Origin of the sequence: Vibrio mytili (genome assembly GCF_049563345.1) — a bacterium.
GTDB classification, from domain to species: Bacteria; Pseudomonadota; Gammaproteobacteria; order Enterobacterales; family Vibrionaceae; genus Vibrio; species Vibrio mytili.
Genome location: NZ_CP110481.1, coordinates 2,609,686 through 2,628,041, shown reverse-complemented (window position 1 = coordinate 2,628,041; position 18,356 = coordinate 2,609,686). Strand labels below are relative to the sequence as shown.

Genomic DNA, 18,356 nt, shown 5'->3' with positions numbered 1-18,356 from the left:
TTTTTTATGTGGTTGTGTCATTGTTAATACCGATGATGGTTTAAGTTTGAACTTGAGTTATCCTCATCGTCAGTATGAAAAATATTCATATTTACAAGGTTGACATTAAATCGTATTCAATACATTCTGTGGACATATAGACGTCTAAACGTCGATTTTGAAATTTGATTTGGTGGCGCAGTGCCACATGGAGAGTAAGATGGGTTACACGCACGCAGGTCATATTGACGCTCTAAACCAGAATATTGCTGAGTTGTCAGATAACATTAATGTTTCATTCGAGTTTTTTCCGCCTAGCAGTGAAAAGATGGAAGAAACTCTGTGGAACTCAGTACAGCGTCTTAAAACCCTACAGCCTAAGTTTGTTTCCGTCACTTATGGTGCAAACTCTGGTGAGCGAGACAGAACTCACTCCATTATTAAAGAGATCAAAACTAAAACAGGTTTGGTCGCCGCGCCACATTTAACGTGCATTGACGCTTCGCGTGAAGAGTTGATTAATATTGCTGATGATTACTGGAACAATGGCATCGAAAACATCGTTGCACTTCGTGGTGACATTCCACCAGGTGGCGGTGCGCCTGAGATGTATGCCTCAGATCTGGTTGAGTTGCTGAAGTCCCGCCATGATTTCGATATCTCTGTTGCCGCATTTCCTGAAGTTCACCCAGAAGCGAAAAGTGCACAAGCTGATTTGCTCAACCTGAAACGTAAAGTTGATGCTGGTGCAAACCGTGCGATTACCCAGTTTTTCTTTGATGTAGAGTCTTACCTGCGTTTTCGTGACCGTTGTGTTGCAGCGGGCATTGATGTCGAAATTGTTCCGGGAATACTCCCAGTGTCGAACTTTAAACAAGCGTCTCGATTTGCTGCGCAAAACCATGTCAAAGTTCCTGGCTGGATGAGTCGTCAGTTTGAAGGCTTAGATGATGATCCGGTTACGCGTCAGCTTGTCGGTGCAAGTCAAGCGATTGATATGGTACGAGTGTTAAGTCGCGAAGGGGTAAAAGACTTCCATTTTTACACATTGAACCGTGCTGAAATGACCTATGCGTTATGTCACACACTGGGTGTGCGTCCTCAATCTGCTGTGTAATCCTAATAAGAGCGAATAAAAAAGCTTGCCATTCGGCAAGCTTTTTTCGTTATATTGAAAGTCGTCAATAATTAACCGATGACTTCAAGTTCAGTCAGCACTTCTTCTGCCCAGGTAATCCACGTTTCACGCAACAGTAGGTTACGGCGCAGTGTTAGGCGTTCCAGACGTGCTTGTTTATCCAGTGTTGAAGGCGTAGCGTAGTAGGCTGCTTCAATTTCTTTGTAGTGAGAAACCAATTTGCGAGACTCTTCTACAAGCTCAGCCAGTTGCTCACGGAACGGTGCTGCAGGCTGAACAGAGCAGGCCATCAACTTCGCCGAGAATTCATCACGAACGGTTGGGTGTGCAGTTGGTTGGTCAAACCATTCTCCTAGCGCGCTACGGCCAGCGTCAGTGATGGAGTACACCTTACGATCTGGTTTGCCTTCTTGCGGTTCTAATACGCAAGTAACCAGTTCCTTCTCAGCCATTTTATTGAGTTCACGATAAACTTGCTGGTGGCTAGCTTTCCAGAAGTAACCGATGCTGGCTGAGAATTCTTTAGTGATATCGTAACCAGTTGCGTCGCGAGTGCTAAGAACAGTTAAGATTACGTGTGGTAATGACATGTCTTTAATCCAATGGTCAATAAACTTGTAAACAAGCTACTTATACTTTCAGCTGTGCTCTTGCTGGCACTTGCGTTTTTTAGTTGTACAAGTAGCACCAACAATGTTGGTCCTGTCACCTTAAAGCCGTTTATCACCTAGAGATGGGAGAGTCCCATCAATGTTGGAGCAAATATGATTGGTTTAATGCGCTCTCAACAAGCGAGTAGTATATAAATAATAAGCATGAAGTGGAATAGTGGGAACAAATTCCGCTAAAAAACTAACATAATACTCATTAGTGTTTGGTTGTAGTGGTTTATGCTGATTTTTTGTTGCTTTTTGTTTTATTCTAGTTGGTTTGTCTTTTTGTGATGGATAAAAAAGCCGAGCAGTTGCTCGGCCTTGTGTTCAAAGTATCACTTCGGTAATACGTATTAACCTGTATTACGCATACCTGCCGCGATACCAGCAATGGTTACCATCAGTGCTTCTTCTAGTGTTGCTGAAGCCTCTTCCGTTTGACGAGTACGGTACAATAACTCCGCTTGCAGCATATTCAATGGCTCTACGTAGATATTACGTAGGCGAATCGACTCCATGCCCCACGGGTCGTGCTGCATAAGGTTCTCATTGTTTTCTACGTTTAGAACGGCTTTGATATCTTGCTGTAGTTGAGCACGCAGTCTTTCACCAAGCGGACGAAGGGATTCGTCCACAAGACGCAAGTCGTAGTAACGAGCGATATCTATATTACATTTCGAGTAAACCATCTCTAACATGCCAAGGCGAGTAGAGAAGAATGGCCATTCACGACACATCTCTTCGAGTAGCGCTTGGTGACCTTTGTCGATAGAAAACTGGATTGCTTCACCGGCACCTAACCAAGCGGGTAATACCAATCGGTTTTGGCTCCATGAGAAAATCCAAGGAATCGCTCGTAAGCTTTCTACCCCACCTTTAGGGTTACGTTTCGCAGGACGAGAGCCTAGTGGCAGTTTGCCTAGCTCGAGTTCTGGTGTCGCTTGGCGGAAGTAAGGGACAAAATCCGGCTCACCGCGTACTACATTGCGGTATGCTTCACAGCTTACTTCAGAAAGCACTTCCATTAGATCGCGCCATTCTTGCTTAGGTTCCGGTGGCGGTAGGAGGTTTGCTTCAAGGATTGCACTGGCGTACAAGTTAAAGCTGTTTACGGCAACCTCTGGCAGCCCGAGTTTAAAGCGAATCATTTCGCCTTGCTCAGTTACGCGTAATCCACCTTTTAGGCTTTGCGGTGGCTGAGACAGTAGCGCAGCATGTGCCGGTGCTCCCCCGCGGCCTACCGTTCCCCCACGGCCGTGGAATAGCGTTAATTCGACGCCTTCTGCTTCCGCAACCTTAACTAACGATTCCATTGCATGGTATTGAGCCCAGCCTGCAGACATAACGCCAGCATCTTTGGCTGAATCAGAGTAGCCAATCATGACCATTTGATGGTTTTGGATGAAACCACGATACAAGTCGATATCCATCAACTGCTTGATGACGGATTCAGCGTTATTTAAATCTTCTAGGGTTTCAAACAGTGGACATACATCCATGCGATATGGACACCCGGCTTCTTGCAGTAGCAAGTGTACCGCAAGGACATCGGATGCCGTACGTGCCATCGAAATAACGTAAGCGCCAAATGCATCACGAGATTGCGCGGCAATGATCTTACAGGTATCGAGTACTTCTTGAACGGGTTCTGAAGGCTCCCAGTCTCGTGGTAATAACGGGCGCTTTGAGGCCAATTCGTTAGTTAAAAATGCAATTTTGTCTTGTTCACTCCATTGCTCGTAGTCACCAATGCCAAGGTATCGAGTTAACTCGGACAGTACGTCGGCATGGCGGGTACTTTCTTGACGGATGTCTAGGCGAACAAGGTGCACACCGAATGCTTTTACTCGGCGCAGTGTATCTAATAATGAACCATCAGCAATCACGCCCATACCGCACTCATGCAACGATTGGTAACAGGCTAAGAGTGGATCCCACAATTGTTCTGCTTTTTGCAGAGGTGCTTTTACTGCCAGTTTTTGACCGTTGATCTTAGCATCTAGAATATCTTTGGTATCGGTCAGAAGGGTACGCAGCTGTTTTAGAATCGCGCGATATGGTTCATGTTGGTCTTCACCGGCAAGCGCACGAACGTCATCGTTACACACGGTCATCGACAATTCGCTGATAAGATCGTTGATATCATTCAGATATAGGTCGGCTGCTTTCCAGCGAGATAGTAGTAATACTTCACGTGTAATTGAATGAGTGACAAACGGGTTACCATCGCGGTCACCACCCATCCACGAAGAGAAGTGGACTGGGCGAGCGTCAATGGGTAAACCTTCACCGAGGTATGATTCCAGGCGATCGTTCATTTCACGCAGAAATTCAGGTACGGCTTCCCATAGCGAGTTTTCTACAACTGCAAATCCCCATTTTGCTTCATCAAGCGGGGTTGGTCGTTGCTGACGAATGACATCGGAATGCCAGCTCTGTGCGATAAGTTGTTCTAAGCGACGTTCTGTTTTCTTGCGCTCTTTAGAGGACAAGTCGCTTAGTTCAAGTTTTGACAAACACTCGTTGATTTTGACCAGTTTATTGATCATTGTGCGTCGAGTGATTTCTGTTGGATGAGCAGTCAGTACCAATTCGATATTGAGATCGCGTACCGCTTGTGCGGTGTCTAACTTGCTGACATCGTTTTGTACTAATTTAGAGAACAACGAGCTGATTGCATCCGGTTCACAGATGTGCTCTTCACAGTGGCGTGAAATGGTATGGTATTGCTCTGCGATATTAGTCAAGTTTAGAAATTGGTTAAACGCGCGGGTGACTGGCGTTAATTGCTCATCAGGTAAATGTTTTATTTCTTCTATCAAGCTGTCTTTGTCTGCTTGATTCCCTGCCTGGGCTGATTTGGATAGTTTACGAATTGTTTCCACTTTCTCGAAGATTTCTTCGCCGTGGGCATCACGGATGGTATTACCCAGTAAGTGGCCTAACATGCGCACATTGCTTTTCAGTGCGGCGTATTTCTCGTTCATTTGTCGTCCTGCCTCGTAAAAAAACTACATCCATTTTCCTTGTTAAGATACCAATCTAGCGAAAAGCACTAGTTATAGTCAAATAAAGAACACTAACTTTGTCATTATTCCAACTATCAACTGACTTAGAACAAAAATTCGACGTAATTGGTGTCAGAAGTGAAAATTTATTACAAAATAGCGAGTTAAAGTGGTGTTAAGCATGAGTAAACAGATGTTGTCATTTACACCAGTGCAGCTCATCGGAGCTGCACTAATATTGTCGTTACTGGTCATCACCTGAGGCTCACAACAGCAACCTTGCCGCTAACAACAGTATTTGACCATTGCTTTCGATAAAATATCTATGGTCGGGTCAATAAAATCAAAAGCAAGGAATTCGTCGGGTTGATGGGCTTGGTCAATTGAGCCTGGACCAAGAACTAAGGTTGGACACAGTTGTTGTAAAAATGGCGCCTCTGTACAGTAGTTCACGGTATTTGAAGGGGTTTGACAGATCGTTTCTACGTCACCAATGAATGGATGATCATGTTGGCACTCATAACCCGGAACGGAATCATGCAACGGAACCACTTCAATACGACCTGGCCATTTGGCTTCTACTTCTTTTAGCGCAGCGCGCAACATGTTCTCTAATCCATCTAAGCTAATGCCTGGCAACGGACGTACGTCATAGTGCAATTCGCAACACCCACAAATTCGGTTAGCACTGTCACCACCATGAATATGGCCCAAGTTCATCGTTGGATTTGGAATAGCAAATCCTGGATGGTGATAATCTTTTACCAACTTGTCGCGCAGTTTCATCATCGCGAACATGACTTCATACATGATTTCAATGGCGTTGACGCCAAGTGCTGGATCCGAAGAGTGCCCGGATTTGCCCGTGACTCGAATGGCATTCGCCACGTGGCCCTTATGTCCGCGAATGGGCACCAAGCTGGTGGGTTCGCCAATGATGCAGTAATCCGGTTTGAATGGCGTATTTTCGGTGAAGTGCTTAGCACCCAACATTGTGGTTTCTTCATCGCAGGTTGCAAGTACATAAAGCGGCTTGGTTTGTTTGCTCCAATCCACTTTTTTTACGGCTTCATATATAAAGGCAAAGAACCCTTTCATATCAGCAGTACCCAGACCGTAAAAGCGATTGTCCTTCTCGGTTAGTTTATGCGGATCAAAGTTCCATCGCCCTTGGTCGAAAGGTACTGTATCACTATGACCTGACAATAATAGGCCACCTTCTCCTTCTCCCATTCGGGCGATCATATTGTGCTTTCCGGGTTCAACTTCTATTACGTCAACAGTGAAACCCAGATCTTTAAACCAAGACGCCAATTTCTCGATAACTTTTGCGTTGCCTTGATCCCAGCTTGGATCAGTAGAGCTGATGGATGAAGTGCTAATGAGCCCTTCATAGACTTCTAGAAACGTTGGTAATTGCATGGAATCTTCAAATCTCCTGTTGACAGACCGAGCACAAAACTGTAAAACACATATTAACTCATATTTAATGAATAAAAAATCAAAATAAAGCGTAAATTAAATATTAATAGTCATTTTGAGCACTAAAAAAGATGGATGTCATAGCATGCTAAAAACCACGATTATCGGAGCCAGCGGTTACACCGGAGCAGAGTTAGCGTTAATGGTTAACAAACACCCAAACCTTACGCTAGCAGGTTTATACGTTTCCGCCAACAGTGTCGATGCTGGAAAAGATATCGCTCAGCTACACGGTAAGCTCGCTAGCATCATTGACATGCCAGTCAGCCCGTTAACTGACCCTAAGAAAGTAGCTCAGGAATCAGACGTCGTATTTTTGGCGACCGCACATGAAGTTAGCCATGATCTTGCGCCTATTTTTCTAGAGGCTGGTTGTCAGGTATTCGACCTATCGGGTGCATTCCGCGTTCAAAGTGAAGGATTCTATGACACATTTTATGGCTTCAAGCACCAGTTTAGTCAATGGCTGGATAAAGCTGTATATGGCTTAGCTGAGTGGAATGCAGAAGCGATTAAAACAACCCCACTCGTTGCTGTTGCAGGGTGCTACCCAACCGCATCCCAACTGGCAATCAAGCCTTTATTAGAAGCCGGGTTAGTGGATAACAATCAGTGGCCAGTGATTAACGCCACCAGCGGTGTGTCGGGCGCGGGCAGAAAAGCGTCTATGACCAACAGCTTTTGTGAAGTGAGTTTGCAGCCTTATGGTGTATTTACTCACCGTCACCAGCCAGAAATTGCACAACACTTAGGTTGTGATGTGATTTTTACGCCGCATCTAGGCAACTTCAAACGTGGCATTCTTGCGACGATCACGATGAAGTTGGCGCCGGGTGCGACGGAAGAGCAAGTCTATCAAGCGTTTGAACAAGCATACCAAGATAAGCCTGCGGTGCGCTTAAAAGGCGCAGGTATCCCACGCATTCAAGATGTTGAGAATACGCCTTTCTGCGATATCGGCTGGAAGGTTCAGGGCGAGCACATCATCGTGATTTCAGCCATTGATAACTTACTTAAAGGGGCATCGAGTCAAGCGATGCAATGTTTAAATATTCATTACGGTTACCCAGAACTGACAGCGTTGCTGTAGTCGTTGATAGAGGGATAAGCAATGACGCAAACCAATCAAGCTCCATTAGTCATTAAGCTAGGCGGTGCAGCTTTATCTTGCACAAAAACCTTGAGCCAGTTATTTAGTGCCATCGTGGCCTATCAAGACTCTGCGCAGCGACAAATCGCCATCGTGCATGGCGGTGGCTATTTGGTTGATGAGTTGATGACGAAGTTACAGCTCAAAACCGTAAAGAAACATGGTCTGCGAGTTACACCGTACGACCAAATCCCTGTTATTGCTGGTGCATTAGCGGGTACGGCGAACAAATTACTGCAAGGACAAGCGATTGCTAACGGGTTAAATGCAGTCGGCTTGAGCTTGGCTGATGGTGGCCTTTGCCAAGTTGAGGAGCTGGACCCTGAACTGGGTGCGGTCGGCAAAGCCTCACCAGGTGATGCGACACTATTGCAAGCGATATTGAACACTGGTGCACTTCCTATCATCAGTTCTATCGGTTTGACTAACGAAGGCCAGATGATGAATGTCAATGCGGACCAAGCCGCTGTGGCGGTCGCGGGAGCATTGAATGCGGAACTGGTCTTGTTGTCTGATGTGAGTGGCGTGTTAGATGGCAAAGGTCATCTGCTCAAAAGTTTGTCAGAAAAAGAAGCGAACGCACTGATCGAAGGGCACGTGATTACTGACGGCATGATCGTCAAAGTTAAAGCTGCGTTGGAGGCTGCCAATGATCTTGGTCGTCCTATCGAGGTGGCAACCTGGCGCTACCCAGAAAAGCTGGTACAGCTATTTGCTGGTCAAAGTATTGGAACACAGTTTTTGCCGAAATAAACCGAATTGAAAAACGAAACGAATCGCAAAAACCGTCTAAGAATTAAATATTTAAAGTAGTTGGCACTGACCGCCAAGAGCAGAGCCAGTTAAGTTTGGAGAAAGAAAATGAGCAAAGTGAACGTAAATAAAGTGGTAGTCGCATACTCTGGCGGTCTAGATACTTCAGTTATTATCCCGTGGTTAAAAGAAAACTATGACTGTGAAGTTGTTGCATTCGTCGCCGATGTAGGTCAGGGCGCTGAAGAGCTAGAAGGGATTGAAGAGAAAGCGAAAGCATCAGGTGCATCTGAATGTTATATCGCTGACCTGAAAGAAGAGATGGTCGCGGAATACATTTACCCAACGTTAAAAACTGGAGCGTACTACGAAGGTAAATACTTACTAGGTACTTCTATGGCGCGTCCAATCATTGCGAAAGCGCAGGTTGAAGTCGCTCGTCAAGTCGGCGCGGACGCGCTTTGCCATGGCTGTACGGGTAAAGGTAATGACCAAGTACGTTTCGAAGGTGCGTTTGCTGCACTTGCACCGGACCTACACGTGATTGCACCTTGGCGTGAATGGGACCTAGTGAGCCGTGAGCAATGCCTAGATTATCTTGCTGAGCGTAATATCCCTTGTACGGCTTCTCTTACTAAAATTTATTCACGTGATGCAAACGCATGGCATATCTCTACAGAGGGTGGCGTGCTAGAAGACACTTGGAATGCTCCAAACGAAGATTGCTGGGCATGGACTGTCGATCCTGAGCAAGCACCAAACGAAGCTGAGTACGTGACGTTAAAAGTCGAGAAAGGCGCGATTGTCGAGGTTGATGGTGAAGCGTTGTCTCCTTATGATGCGTTGGTAACGCTGAACGAGAAAGGTGTTAAACACGGCGTTGGTCGTATCGACATCGTTGAGAACCGTTTAGTCGGTATGAAGTCTCGTGGTTGTTATGAAACTCCGGGAGGCACTATCATGATGGAAGCCCTGCGTGCTGTTGAGCAATTGGTACTGGATAAAGCGTCATTTGAGTTCCGTGAAGAGTTGGGCCTAAAAGCTTCTCACCTTGTATACGACGGTCGTTGGTTCACACCACTATGTAAATCTATCTTAGCGGCTTCTGAAGAGCTGGCTCAGGACGTGAATGGTGAAGTTGTGGTTAAACTGTACAAAGGTCAAGCAACAGTGACGCAAAAACGTTCTGATAACAGCCTTTACTCTGAAGAGTTTGCTACCTTTGGTGAAGATGAAGTTTACGACCAAAGCCATGCTGGTGGTTTCATTCGCCTTTACTCGCTATCAAGCCGCATCCGTGCTTTGAATAGCCAAAAGAAATAAATCGATTTCGACGCATTTAAGCAAGGTCTGCCATTCATAGTGGCAGGCCTTTTTGTTTTTAAGGCATGAAGTCGAATTGAAGATGATATTTTCGTGAATAAATATGTAAAAAAATTGAATTTATACTTTATTTTTATCTCAAGTTACCGTAATGTTGGCTTATAAAGTAAATTACTATTAATTTAGTTGTCACTAATTGAAGCACTTTAGAGTAAGCAATAGTCACCAGGAGAAACGCAATGGCATTATGGGGCGGAAGATTTACCCAAGCGGCAGATACCAGATTCAAAGAATTCAACGATTCGTTGCGTTTCGATTACCGATTGGCTGAGCAAGATATCGTTGGCTCAATTGCGTGGTCTAAAGCACTGCTTTCAGTGGATGTATTAACATCAGAAGAGCAGCAAAAGCTTGAGCTTGCCTTAAATGAGCTGAAACTTGAAGTGATGGAAGACCCACATCAGATCCTGCGCTCTGATGCAGAGGATATCCACTCTTGGGTTGAGCAACAATTGATTGGTAAAGTAGGCGATTTAGGTAAAAAGCTTCACACTGGCCGTTCACGTAACGACCAAGTGGCGACTGACCTTAAGCTTTGGTGTCGTCAGCAAGGTCAGCAGTTATTGATTGCTTTAGACCGTCTGCAATCGCAAATGGTTCATGTCGCCAAGCAACACCAAACCACAGTATTACCTGGTTATACTCACTTGCAGCGTGCTCAACCAGTGACCTTCGCACACTGGTGCTTGGCTTACGTTGAAATGTTTGAGCGTGACCATTCTCGCTTGAGCGATGCGCTGCAACGTCTAGATACTTGTCCTTTGGGATCAGGTGCGCTTGCAGGTACTGCCTATCCAATGGATCGTGAGAAGCTAGCGCATAACCTTGGTTTCCACCGCGCGACACGCAACTCTCTTGATTCGGTGTCGGATCGTGATCATGTCATGGAGCTCATGTCGATAGCATCCATTTCAATGCTGCATTTATCCCGTTTGGCAGAAGACATGATTTTCTACAACTCAGGAGAGTCCAATTTCATTGAACTGGCAGATACGGTGACGTCAGGCTCTTCGTTAATGCCTCAAAAGAAAAACCCGGATGCGCTTGAATTGATCCGTGGTAAAACAGGCCGTGTTTACGGTGCGCTATCGGCGATGATGATGACAGTCAAAGCGTTACCACTTGCCTACAACAAAGACATGCAAGAAGACAAAGAAGGCTTGTTTGACGCATTAGATACTTGGAACGACTGCATGGAGATGGCTGCACTCTGCTTTGATGGTATTAAAGTCAACAGCGAGCGTACACTAGAAGCAGCGAAGCAGGGGTATGCAAACGCAACTGAGTTGGCGGATTACCTAGTGGCGAAAGGCATTCCATTCCGTGAAGCGCACCATATTGTTGGTGTCGCAGTTGTCGGTGCAATTGATAAAGGTTGCGCGTTGGAAGAGCTTTCTCTACAAGAGTTAAAAGTCTTTTCAGATGTTATTGAAGACGATGTGTATGAGATTCTGACCATCGAGTCTTGTCTCGAAAAACGCTGTGCGTTAGGGGGCGTGTCTCCTCAACAGGTAGCGTATGCTGTTGACCAAGCGGATAAACGTCTCATTCAGCGTGACAGTTCTGCCGTGAAGGTGCGCCCAGCACGGTTGACGGATATCGAAACACTCGAAGGCATGGTTGCTTACTGGGCCAACTTAGGTGAAAACTTGCCGCGTTCTCGCAATGAGCTCGTTCGAGACATTGGCTCATTTGCCGTTGCAGAGCATCATGGAGAGGTAACGGGTTGCGCTTCGTTATACGTGTATGATTCTGGATTGGCTGAAATTCGATCTCTCGGCATAGAGGCGGGGTGGCAAGGTCAAGGTCAAGGCAGCGCTATCGTTAACTACTTAGTTGATAAAGCGCGTCAAATGGCAATTAAAAAAGTCTTTGTATTGACTCGTACACCAGAGTTCTTTATGAAGCAAAGTTTCTTACCGACATCGAAGTCATTACTGCCGGAGAAAGTACTTAAAGATTGCGACCAGTGTCCTCGTCAACATGCGTGTGATGAGGTAGCGCTCGAGATCAACTTGATGGAAACCTTGATCCAAAAAAGCAATGTTGCCTAGTTAAGTGTTCTTATTCGCTTTCAATGAGATATTTACGTATATCAGCGTTTGCTAAAAAGAACGAAAAAATTTGGAACCTTTCAGAGGAAGCAGGGTCTATTTAAGTACCACTGCTTTTTCTTAGATGAATCTAAGAGAGCCCCAAAACAAAGTTGTTTTTGGGGCTTTTTTCTTTCTGTCGTTTTTCTACTTCTTCTCACTTGTTCCCCCGCTTCCCGCCAGTTTGCCGAATTACTGTGATTGGTATAGTCGTTGATATGTTTTCATCGGTACTTGCTGAATTGTAAATAATTTTGATAGCTGTAATCGTATAGTGTTATTGTTTTGATAGAACTTAACTATCACCAACATAAGTGAACTATGAGTTATGAATATTCGGGACTTTGAGTACTTGGTATCACTTGCTGAACACAAACATTTTCGTAAGGCAGCAGAAGCCTGCTTTGTTAGTCAGCCGACGCTCAGTGGGCAAATTCGTAAGTTAGAAGATGAGCTGGGAACTGCGCTACTCGAGCGTAATAGTCGTCGCGTATTGTTTACTGACTCGGGGTTGCAGTTGGTCGAGCAAGCAAAACGCATTTTGAGTGAAGTGAAAATATTTAAAGATATGGCCAGTGGGCAGAATGGCGCAATGACAGGACCACTGCATATCGGTTTTATTCCTACCGTTGGTCCTTACCTTCTGCCTAAGATTCTACCAAAGCTAAAGCAAGAGTTTCCGGAACTCGAACTCTTTCTGCATGAGGCTCAAACTCATCAGTTAGTGAGTCAATTGGAAGAAGGGAAATTGGATTGTTTGGTGTTGGCCTCTGTCGCAGAAACTGAGCCATTTAAAGAAATTGATGTGTATAACGAACCGTTAAGTGTGGCGGTACCATGTGATCACGAGTGGGCATCATTCGAGCAAGTCGACATGCAGGCGTTAAAAGGTAAGACGGTGCTGGCTTTGGGCGACGGACACTGTTTGCGTGATCAAGCGTTAGGCTTTTGCTTTGCTGCTGGCGCAAAAGATGATGAACGTTTTAAAGCCACAAGTTTGGAAACACTGCGTAATATGGTCGCAGCAGGTGGCGGAATTACGTTGCTACCACAGCTCTCATTGCCACTTGAGAAACAAAAGGACGGTGTTTGCTATATTCCTGCGGTAAATCCAACACCTTCGCGTCGAATTGTACTTGTTTACCGTCCTGGTTCACCACTACGTAAAAGGTTTGAATCCTTGGCAGAAACAATTAAGGCTATTTTGGCGTCGTCGTCAGTGACTGTGGCAAACTAAAGATAAAGGTTTTATCTAAGCATATATCAATCATAAATAAGGGGAGCCATTTAGGCTCCCCTTGTCTTGTTTATGTTTTGCTTAGTTAGTCGCTTAGAAGAGCTCTTCTGATGCGCCTCCTGTGCCATTGGAGTAAATCGTATCCTCTAGGAAGCTGCCTGAGTATTCGGTTGGCTCAGTGCCTTCCTCGAAGTATTCCAACATGGACGAACCATCAGACTTGTTCGTTAACATCCCGCTATCACGATCAATACGAACTTGCACGATGTTGTCTGGTATGTGTTTGGGTTGTTCTGGCTTGTCTGCTAGCGCGACTTTCATGAAATCAATCCAAGCTGGTTGCGCGGTTTTAGCGCCAGATTCAGCGCCAGAGATTTGCCCTTTACCTAAATTCGTGTTCACTGAGCTGCGACCAAGCGTGCGGGAGTGGTCATCAAAGCCAACCCATGCAATAGCCACGATGCCCGGTCCGTAGCCATTGTACCAAGTATCTCTTGAGTCATTGGTGGTGCCGGTTTTACCACCGATATCACGACGTTCAAGTTTTTGTGCTCGCCAGCCTGTTCCGTTCCAGCCTGTACCGTCACGCCAACTACCGCCTCCCCATACGTTGCTGTACATCATTTCGCGCATTAAGAATGCATTGGCTTCGGAAATGACTTGTGGTGCGTAGTGATTTTCTTGGTTCTCAACCGCGTTGTCTGTCGCAGGGCGCTGGATAGCGACATCGTGCTCTCCAAATTCATCAGCAAAGCGATTTCCTTCATATTTCTTCGCCATTTGCGGACAGTTTTGTTGGCAGATGGTTTTAGGGTTCGCTTCAAACAATACGTCACCAAAACTATTTTCAACTCGAGCAATGTAGAACGGCTCGACATAATAGCCACCATTTGCAAACACTGAGTAGCCTTGAGCAACTTTAAGAGGTGTTAAGCTCCCGGCACCAAGCGCGATGGTTTCTGAGCGAGGTACGTGATTGATGTCAAAGCCAAAGCGCGTTAAGTATTGTCGAGTTTCATCTAACCCTACTTCACGTAAAGTACGAACAGCCATCACGTTTTTCGATTGAGCCAAGCCAATGCGCACACGAGTTGGACCGCCATAGGTTGGTGGTGAGTTCTTTGGTCGCCATGCAGAACCTGAACCTGGATCCCATTTGTTAATTGGTGCGTCGTTTATCAGCGACGCTAATGTCAGACCTTTATCCAGAGCCGCTGAGTAAATGAACGGTTTGATACTGGATCCGACTTGGCGCACCGCCATGGTTGCACGGTTAAATTTACTGTGAACAAAGTTAAAACCACCGACGAGAGACAGAATGGCACCATTTTCAGGGTCCATAGCAACAAATGCTGTGTTTGCAGTTGGTACTTGGCTTAATTTCCACTCTTGGGTCGTATTTCCATCTTTATCAGAACTACTCAGTTGACGAACCCAAACTTGCTCACCGGCTGCAATAATTTCTTGCGCTGATTTTGGCGCATAACCTTGACGCTCGGAACTGATGTATTTACGTGCCCAGTTGAGTCCTGACCACGGTATGGTTTGCTCTTGATGATTTTTCACCCAAACCTGTGCAGTTTTACCGTCTACTTTTGTGACTACTGCTGGCAATAGGCGACCATAGGTTGGTTGTTTTTTAAGGTGCTTTTCTATTTGCTCGGTATCCCAAGCGGTTTCACCTGATTTCCACAATACGCTTTCTGGACCGCGGAAGCCGTGGCGCTCATCATAGGCCAATAAGTTGTTGACGGCCGAGTTGTTCGCGGCGTCTTGCAGCCTAGAGTCTACTGTCATGTAGATATTCAAACCTGAGGTATAGGCATGCTCTTCACCGTATTCCTTCACCGCCCAAGAACGAGCGAGCTCAGCCACATAAGGTGCAGACAGTTCAATCTTTGCACTGTGGTAATGCGCCTCTATCGTTTCACTACGAGCTTCTTCGTACTGCTCTTGCGTAATGTAGTTTTCATCAAGCATACGCATGAGCACCACGTTGCGACGCGCGGTAGCTCGCTCAAGAGAATAGATAGGGTTCATGGTTGATGGCGCCTTTGGCATACCAGCCAATGTCGCAATCTCACTCAAAGTCAATTCGTCAATTTGTTTACCAAAGTAGACTTGAGCAGCAGCACCGAATCCATAAGAGCGATAACCAAGGAAGATTTTATTGACATAGAGCTCCATGATTTCTTGCTTGGTAAGCAGTTGTTCAATACGGATAGCAATAAATATCTCTTTAATTTTACGCATCAGCTTTTTCTCGTTGGACAAGAAAAAGTTACGCGCTAACTGCTGCGTGATGGTACTTGCCCCTTGCTTTGCGGAGCCGGACAGCGCAACGACGACAGCCGCTCGCGTAATACCAATCGGATCGATACCTGGATGTTCGTAAAAACGACTATCTTCGGTTGCGATCAGAGCGTGAATTAAGTCTTGAGGAATTTCTTCGTAAGCAACAGGAATACGACGCTTTTCGCCGAACTGTGCGATCAGCTTCCCATCTTGACTGTACACCGTCATAGGTGTTTGTAATTCAACGTCTTTTAGAGTTGCAACATCTGGCAATTCTGTCTTCACATATTGGTAGAAGCCAAAAATAGTGGTGACTCCAAGAATTATGCAAATCAATGTTAATAATAATAAACGCTTTATGAACTTCACCGGAGAATCCCTGATTGGTTGAGGCTGTGTAACGGCAAACCCTTGTACTCTTAGATTAAAAATTTAGCACATAGAGATATTAACTCTTATTTGGGTGCTAATAACAACCTTTGCACGAAGAAATTTCGGAGCGAGAGTAGAGATGAATAGATTAATCGTTACCGGCTTAGACATCAGTCATAACAGCATCAAAGCCGTCGTACTTAGCCCAAACGAGGACAATTATGCCTTGTTGGGCTACAAAGAAATATTACTTAAAGAGGGTATTGTCGCTGAAAAGAACACCATAAATCATCAAGAAATTGTAAAGACCCTCAAGCAATTGAAAAAAGAGCTTCCTTTTTTAGCAACAAAAGTGGCGGTATCGGTACCTGATAGTTCGGTTATCAGTAAGAAATTACAAATTGATCAAAAGCTTGAAGAGCATGAAATTGAGTTTGCTGTTGTGCAGGCGTTTTCGCACCAGTCCCCTTTCCCTGTCGAAGAACTGAGCTTGGATTTTATCCTCCTAACCGGAGAGGAAGGGTTGCGTGGGTCAAACAGTTATCAAGTCTTTGCAACTCGCAAAGAAGTGGTCGAGGACCGAATTCATGTTTTACAAAAGTCAGGTCTAAACCCGGTATTGGTAGACGTGCACTCTCAAAGCTTAGGAAATATCTGGCAATTAGTGTCTGAGCGTTTTCCTGACAAAAGGCAATATGCTTTGCTGGATGTCGGAACAACGGCCAGCTCTTTCACCATGTTTACTAAAAAAGGCGAGCTGTTCCACAAAGAGTTTGCCTGCTCTAGCTCTGCGAACAATTTACAGTCCGTTATTCCAAGCGAGCCGCTTGATGAAAATGAACAACTGCAAACCGAGCGGTTCAATCGCCAGATGGCTGAGCGTGTTAAGCGTCAGATCCAGTTGTACACCTCCATGAATGGGGAACAAAACATTAAAGGAATCTGGCTATCAGGAGAAGGGGCGGCGACCCCAATGTTAGCAGAAGAGTTATCACATCAACTGGCGATCGAGTGTGAACTGCTCAATCCACTTGGACTGTTTGAGATGAAAGTGTCCAAGCGTAAGCGCAAAGCCGTGGATTGGCACCATTTTTCTGCAGCGGCAGGTTTGGCCATAAGAGGCATTCGCTGGTTAGGAGGTGAACGTGCTTTATAACATTAACTTGCTGCCCTGGAGAGACAACAAAAGGGAAGCACACCGACGTCGTTTTGTTGGAATGGTGATCTTAGGTCTATTTTGTGCCGTCGCTGTTCAATGGGGCGTTGGCAAGTTTTATGAGTACCAGCAAGAACAACAACAAAGTCGTCTCGATTATCTTACGCAGTACATTGCGGAACTCGACCAACGAATTGAAGCCATGAAAATCGCAGAGCAAGAGCACAGCAAAATCTTAGCGCGCTTAAAAGTGGTAGAAGGGTTGCAAAACGGTCGTAATAAAACCACGGAATTTATGAACCTTATGCCGTCGGTTATCCCTGCAGGTGTATATGTCGACAAGATCAAAATGAACGATCTTGAAATAGAAATTGCAGGTATATCGGACAGCACACCTCGCTTGGCCACCATGCTTGATAATATGGAGCGTTCGGCCAAGCTAATGGATGTAGAGATGCACTCTATTGTTCACGGTAAAGCCCGCTTTGGTAAAGAGTTCCAGACTTTCAAGGTGTCCTTCATGTTTAAAGATACAACGCAAGCAAAGGAGGCACATCATGGCTGATTGGCAAGAGCTAGAAATGGATGAAATGGCGGAGTGGCCCTTGGTCCCTCAGCTTATGGTGGTGTTCTTACTGTTTGCGATATTGCAAGGTGCTGGGTACTGGTTTTATTTGCAACCCAAGGACGATCGCCTGAACCATCTAATTCAGCAAGAAGAAACCCTAAAAGTCGCATTACGAATAAAAGCCAATAAAGTCGCCGCCTTGCCTCAACTTCAATCTCAGTTAGATGAGCTGACGACACGCTATGAATTGTTGTTACAGCAACTCCCCGCACAGAAAGAGCTTGCGACTATGCTGGCTTCAGTCAATGAGTTAGGTATCGACAACAAACTAACGTTCACCCGTATTGATTGGGGGGAAAAACAGTCTGAGCAGTTTTTATATCGTCTGCCCTTGAATATCGAGCTAACTGGAAGCTTTCACGATATTGGTCGATTTTCACAGGCTATTGCTACATTGCCTCGTATTATCACATTCAAAGATGTGACTTGGCAGAGGGTGAGTCAGGAAAGTGAAACTCTGCATTTCCGGGTGCGAGCGAATACTTACCAGTTCAAGCCAGAGGAAAAGAAAGATGAAAAATAGATCTTTGCTGATGGCTCTGACAGCTGCGCTACTTATTGGATGCCAAGCCAATGATGACTCACTGACTGACTATATCAATAATGTAGAGAATCAGGCTCGACGTGACGTCGAAAAGCTGAAACCTGCAGAGCAGTATGTCGCTGTTGCCTACGACCCGAAAGTACTACGTGAACCTTTCGAGCTTCCACAAGAGGCAACTATCGCTACTCAACCTGTCGCCAGAGAAGATTGTTGGCAGCCACCTTCGAGGAAGCGAACGGGTAAGTTAGAAAAATTTCCATTAAACCAATTACGTCTAAAAGGTGTGATGGGCATGGGCAATACGGTGTCTGGACTTGTCCAAGCGCCAAATGGCACGGTTTATAAAGTAAAACCCGGTCAATACCTTGGACGTAACAACGGCAAGGTTACCCACGTTAGCCATAACTATTTACTGATCAATGAAACGTTGCCGGATGGTTTGGGCTGCTGGCAAAAGCGTAAAGTTAAGTTGGCTTTGAGATAGC

General features: G+C 45.5%; 14 protein-coding genes. 10 read left to right on the top strand and 4 right to left on the bottom strand.

Annotation, left to right across the window (positions count from 1 at the left end; all coding sequences use genetic code 11):
• The first annotated feature begins 199 nt into the window (after positions 1–199).
• On the top strand, positions 200–1,096 hold the full coding sequence (gene metF / locus ONE56_RS12080; RefSeq protein ID WP_041154725.1) for a methylenetetrahydrofolate reductase: 897 nt from the start codon (positions 200–202) through the stop codon (positions 1,094–1,096).
• Positions 1,097–1,167: 71 nt separating this feature from the next.
• Here metF and ONE56_RS12075 read toward each other — a convergent pair whose 3' ends face one another.
• The 3 genes from ONE56_RS12075 to argE form a co-directional block, all read right to left on the bottom strand.
• On the bottom strand, positions 1,168–1,707 hold the full coding sequence (locus ONE56_RS12075) for a PadR family transcriptional regulator (protein ID WP_041154724.1): 540 nt from the start codon (positions 1,705–1,707) through the stop codon (positions 1,168–1,170).
• Positions 1,708–2,123: 416 nt separating this feature from the next.
• Complete coding sequence (gene ppc / locus ONE56_RS12070) at positions 2,124–4,757, bottom strand: phosphoenolpyruvate carboxylase (RefSeq protein WP_423839930.1); 2,634 nt, start codon at positions 4,755–4,757, stop codon at positions 2,124–2,126.
• Between the two features lie 306 nt (positions 4,758–5,063).
• Entirely contained in the window at positions 5,064–6,200 is a 1,137-nt protein-coding gene (argE, locus tag ONE56_RS12065; protein WP_041154722.1) for an acetylornithine deacetylase, read from the bottom strand.
• Positions 6,201–6,345: 145 nt separating this feature from the next.
• Here argE and argC point away from each other — a divergent pair, with 145 nt between their 5' ends.
• The 5 genes from argC (at position 6,346) to oxyR (ending at position 12,876) form a co-directional block, all read left to right on the top strand.
• Positions 6,346–7,350, top strand: a complete 1,005-nt coding sequence (gene argC, locus ONE56_RS12060) for an N-acetyl-gamma-glutamyl-phosphate reductase (protein ID WP_041154721.1) — start codon at positions 6,346–6,348, stop codon at positions 7,348–7,350.
• Positions 7,351–7,371: 21 nt separating this feature from the next.
• A complete protein-coding gene (argB, locus tag ONE56_RS12055) occupies positions 7,372–8,163 on the top strand; it encodes an acetylglutamate kinase (RefSeq protein WP_423839929.1) in 792 nt (263 codons plus the stop codon).
• Positions 8,164–8,271: 108 nt separating this feature from the next.
• Complete coding sequence (locus ONE56_RS12050) at positions 8,272–9,486, top strand: argininosuccinate synthase (RefSeq protein ID WP_041154719.1); 1,215 nt, start codon at positions 8,272–8,274, stop codon at positions 9,484–9,486.
• Positions 9,487–9,725: 239 nt separating this feature from the next.
• A complete protein-coding gene (gene argH, locus ONE56_RS12045; RefSeq protein ID WP_041154718.1) occupies positions 9,726–11,600 on the top strand; it encodes an argininosuccinate lyase in 1,875 nt (624 codons plus the stop codon).
• A gap of 367 nt (positions 11,601–11,967) precedes the next feature.
• Complete coding sequence (gene oxyR / locus ONE56_RS12040) at positions 11,968–12,876, top strand: DNA-binding transcriptional regulator OxyR (protein ID WP_041154717.1); 909 nt, start codon at positions 11,968–11,970, stop codon at positions 12,874–12,876.
• Between the two features lie 93 nt (positions 12,877–12,969).
• On the opposite strand, the gene ONE56_RS12035 is transcribed toward oxyR, so the two are convergent.
• Positions 12,970–15,540 carry a penicillin-binding protein 1A gene (locus ONE56_RS12035; RefSeq protein ID WP_423839928.1) on the bottom strand — a complete coding sequence of 857 codons (2,571 nt, stop codon included), beginning with the start codon at positions 15,538–15,540 and terminating at the stop codon, positions 12,970–12,972.
• A gap of 142 nt (positions 15,541–15,682) precedes the next feature.
• On the opposite strand from ONE56_RS12035, the gene pilM reads away from it, so the two are divergent.
• The 4 genes from pilM to ONE56_RS12015 are packed head-to-tail and all read left to right on the top strand — an operon-like array spanning position 15,683 to position 18,355.
• The gene (pilM, locus tag ONE56_RS12030) at positions 15,683–16,699 is read left to right on the top strand and encodes a type IV pilus assembly protein PilM (RefSeq protein ID WP_331439016.1); all 1,017 of its coding nucleotides are present in this window, start codon (positions 15,683–15,685) and stop codon (positions 16,697–16,699) included.
• Positions 16,689–17,264 (top strand): PilN domain-containing protein, encoded by a 576-nt coding sequence (locus ONE56_RS12025; RefSeq protein ID WP_041154714.1) that lies wholly within the window; start codon positions 16,689–16,691, stop codon positions 17,262–17,264. The genes pilM and ONE56_RS12025 overlap by 11 nt, the downstream gene beginning before the upstream one ends.
• A complete protein-coding gene (locus ONE56_RS12020; RefSeq protein WP_041154713.1) occupies positions 17,257–17,850 on the top strand; it encodes a type 4a pilus biogenesis protein PilO in 594 nt (197 codons plus the stop codon). Before ONE56_RS12025 ends, ONE56_RS12020 begins: the two co-directional genes overlap by 8 nt.
• Positions 17,840–18,355, top strand: coding sequence for a pilus assembly protein PilP (locus ONE56_RS12015; RefSeq protein ID WP_423839927.1), 516 nt, complete (start codon positions 17,840–17,842; stop codon positions 18,353–18,355). The genes ONE56_RS12020 and ONE56_RS12015 overlap by 11 nt, the downstream gene beginning before the upstream one ends.
• Position 18,356 lies beyond the last annotated feature (1 nt).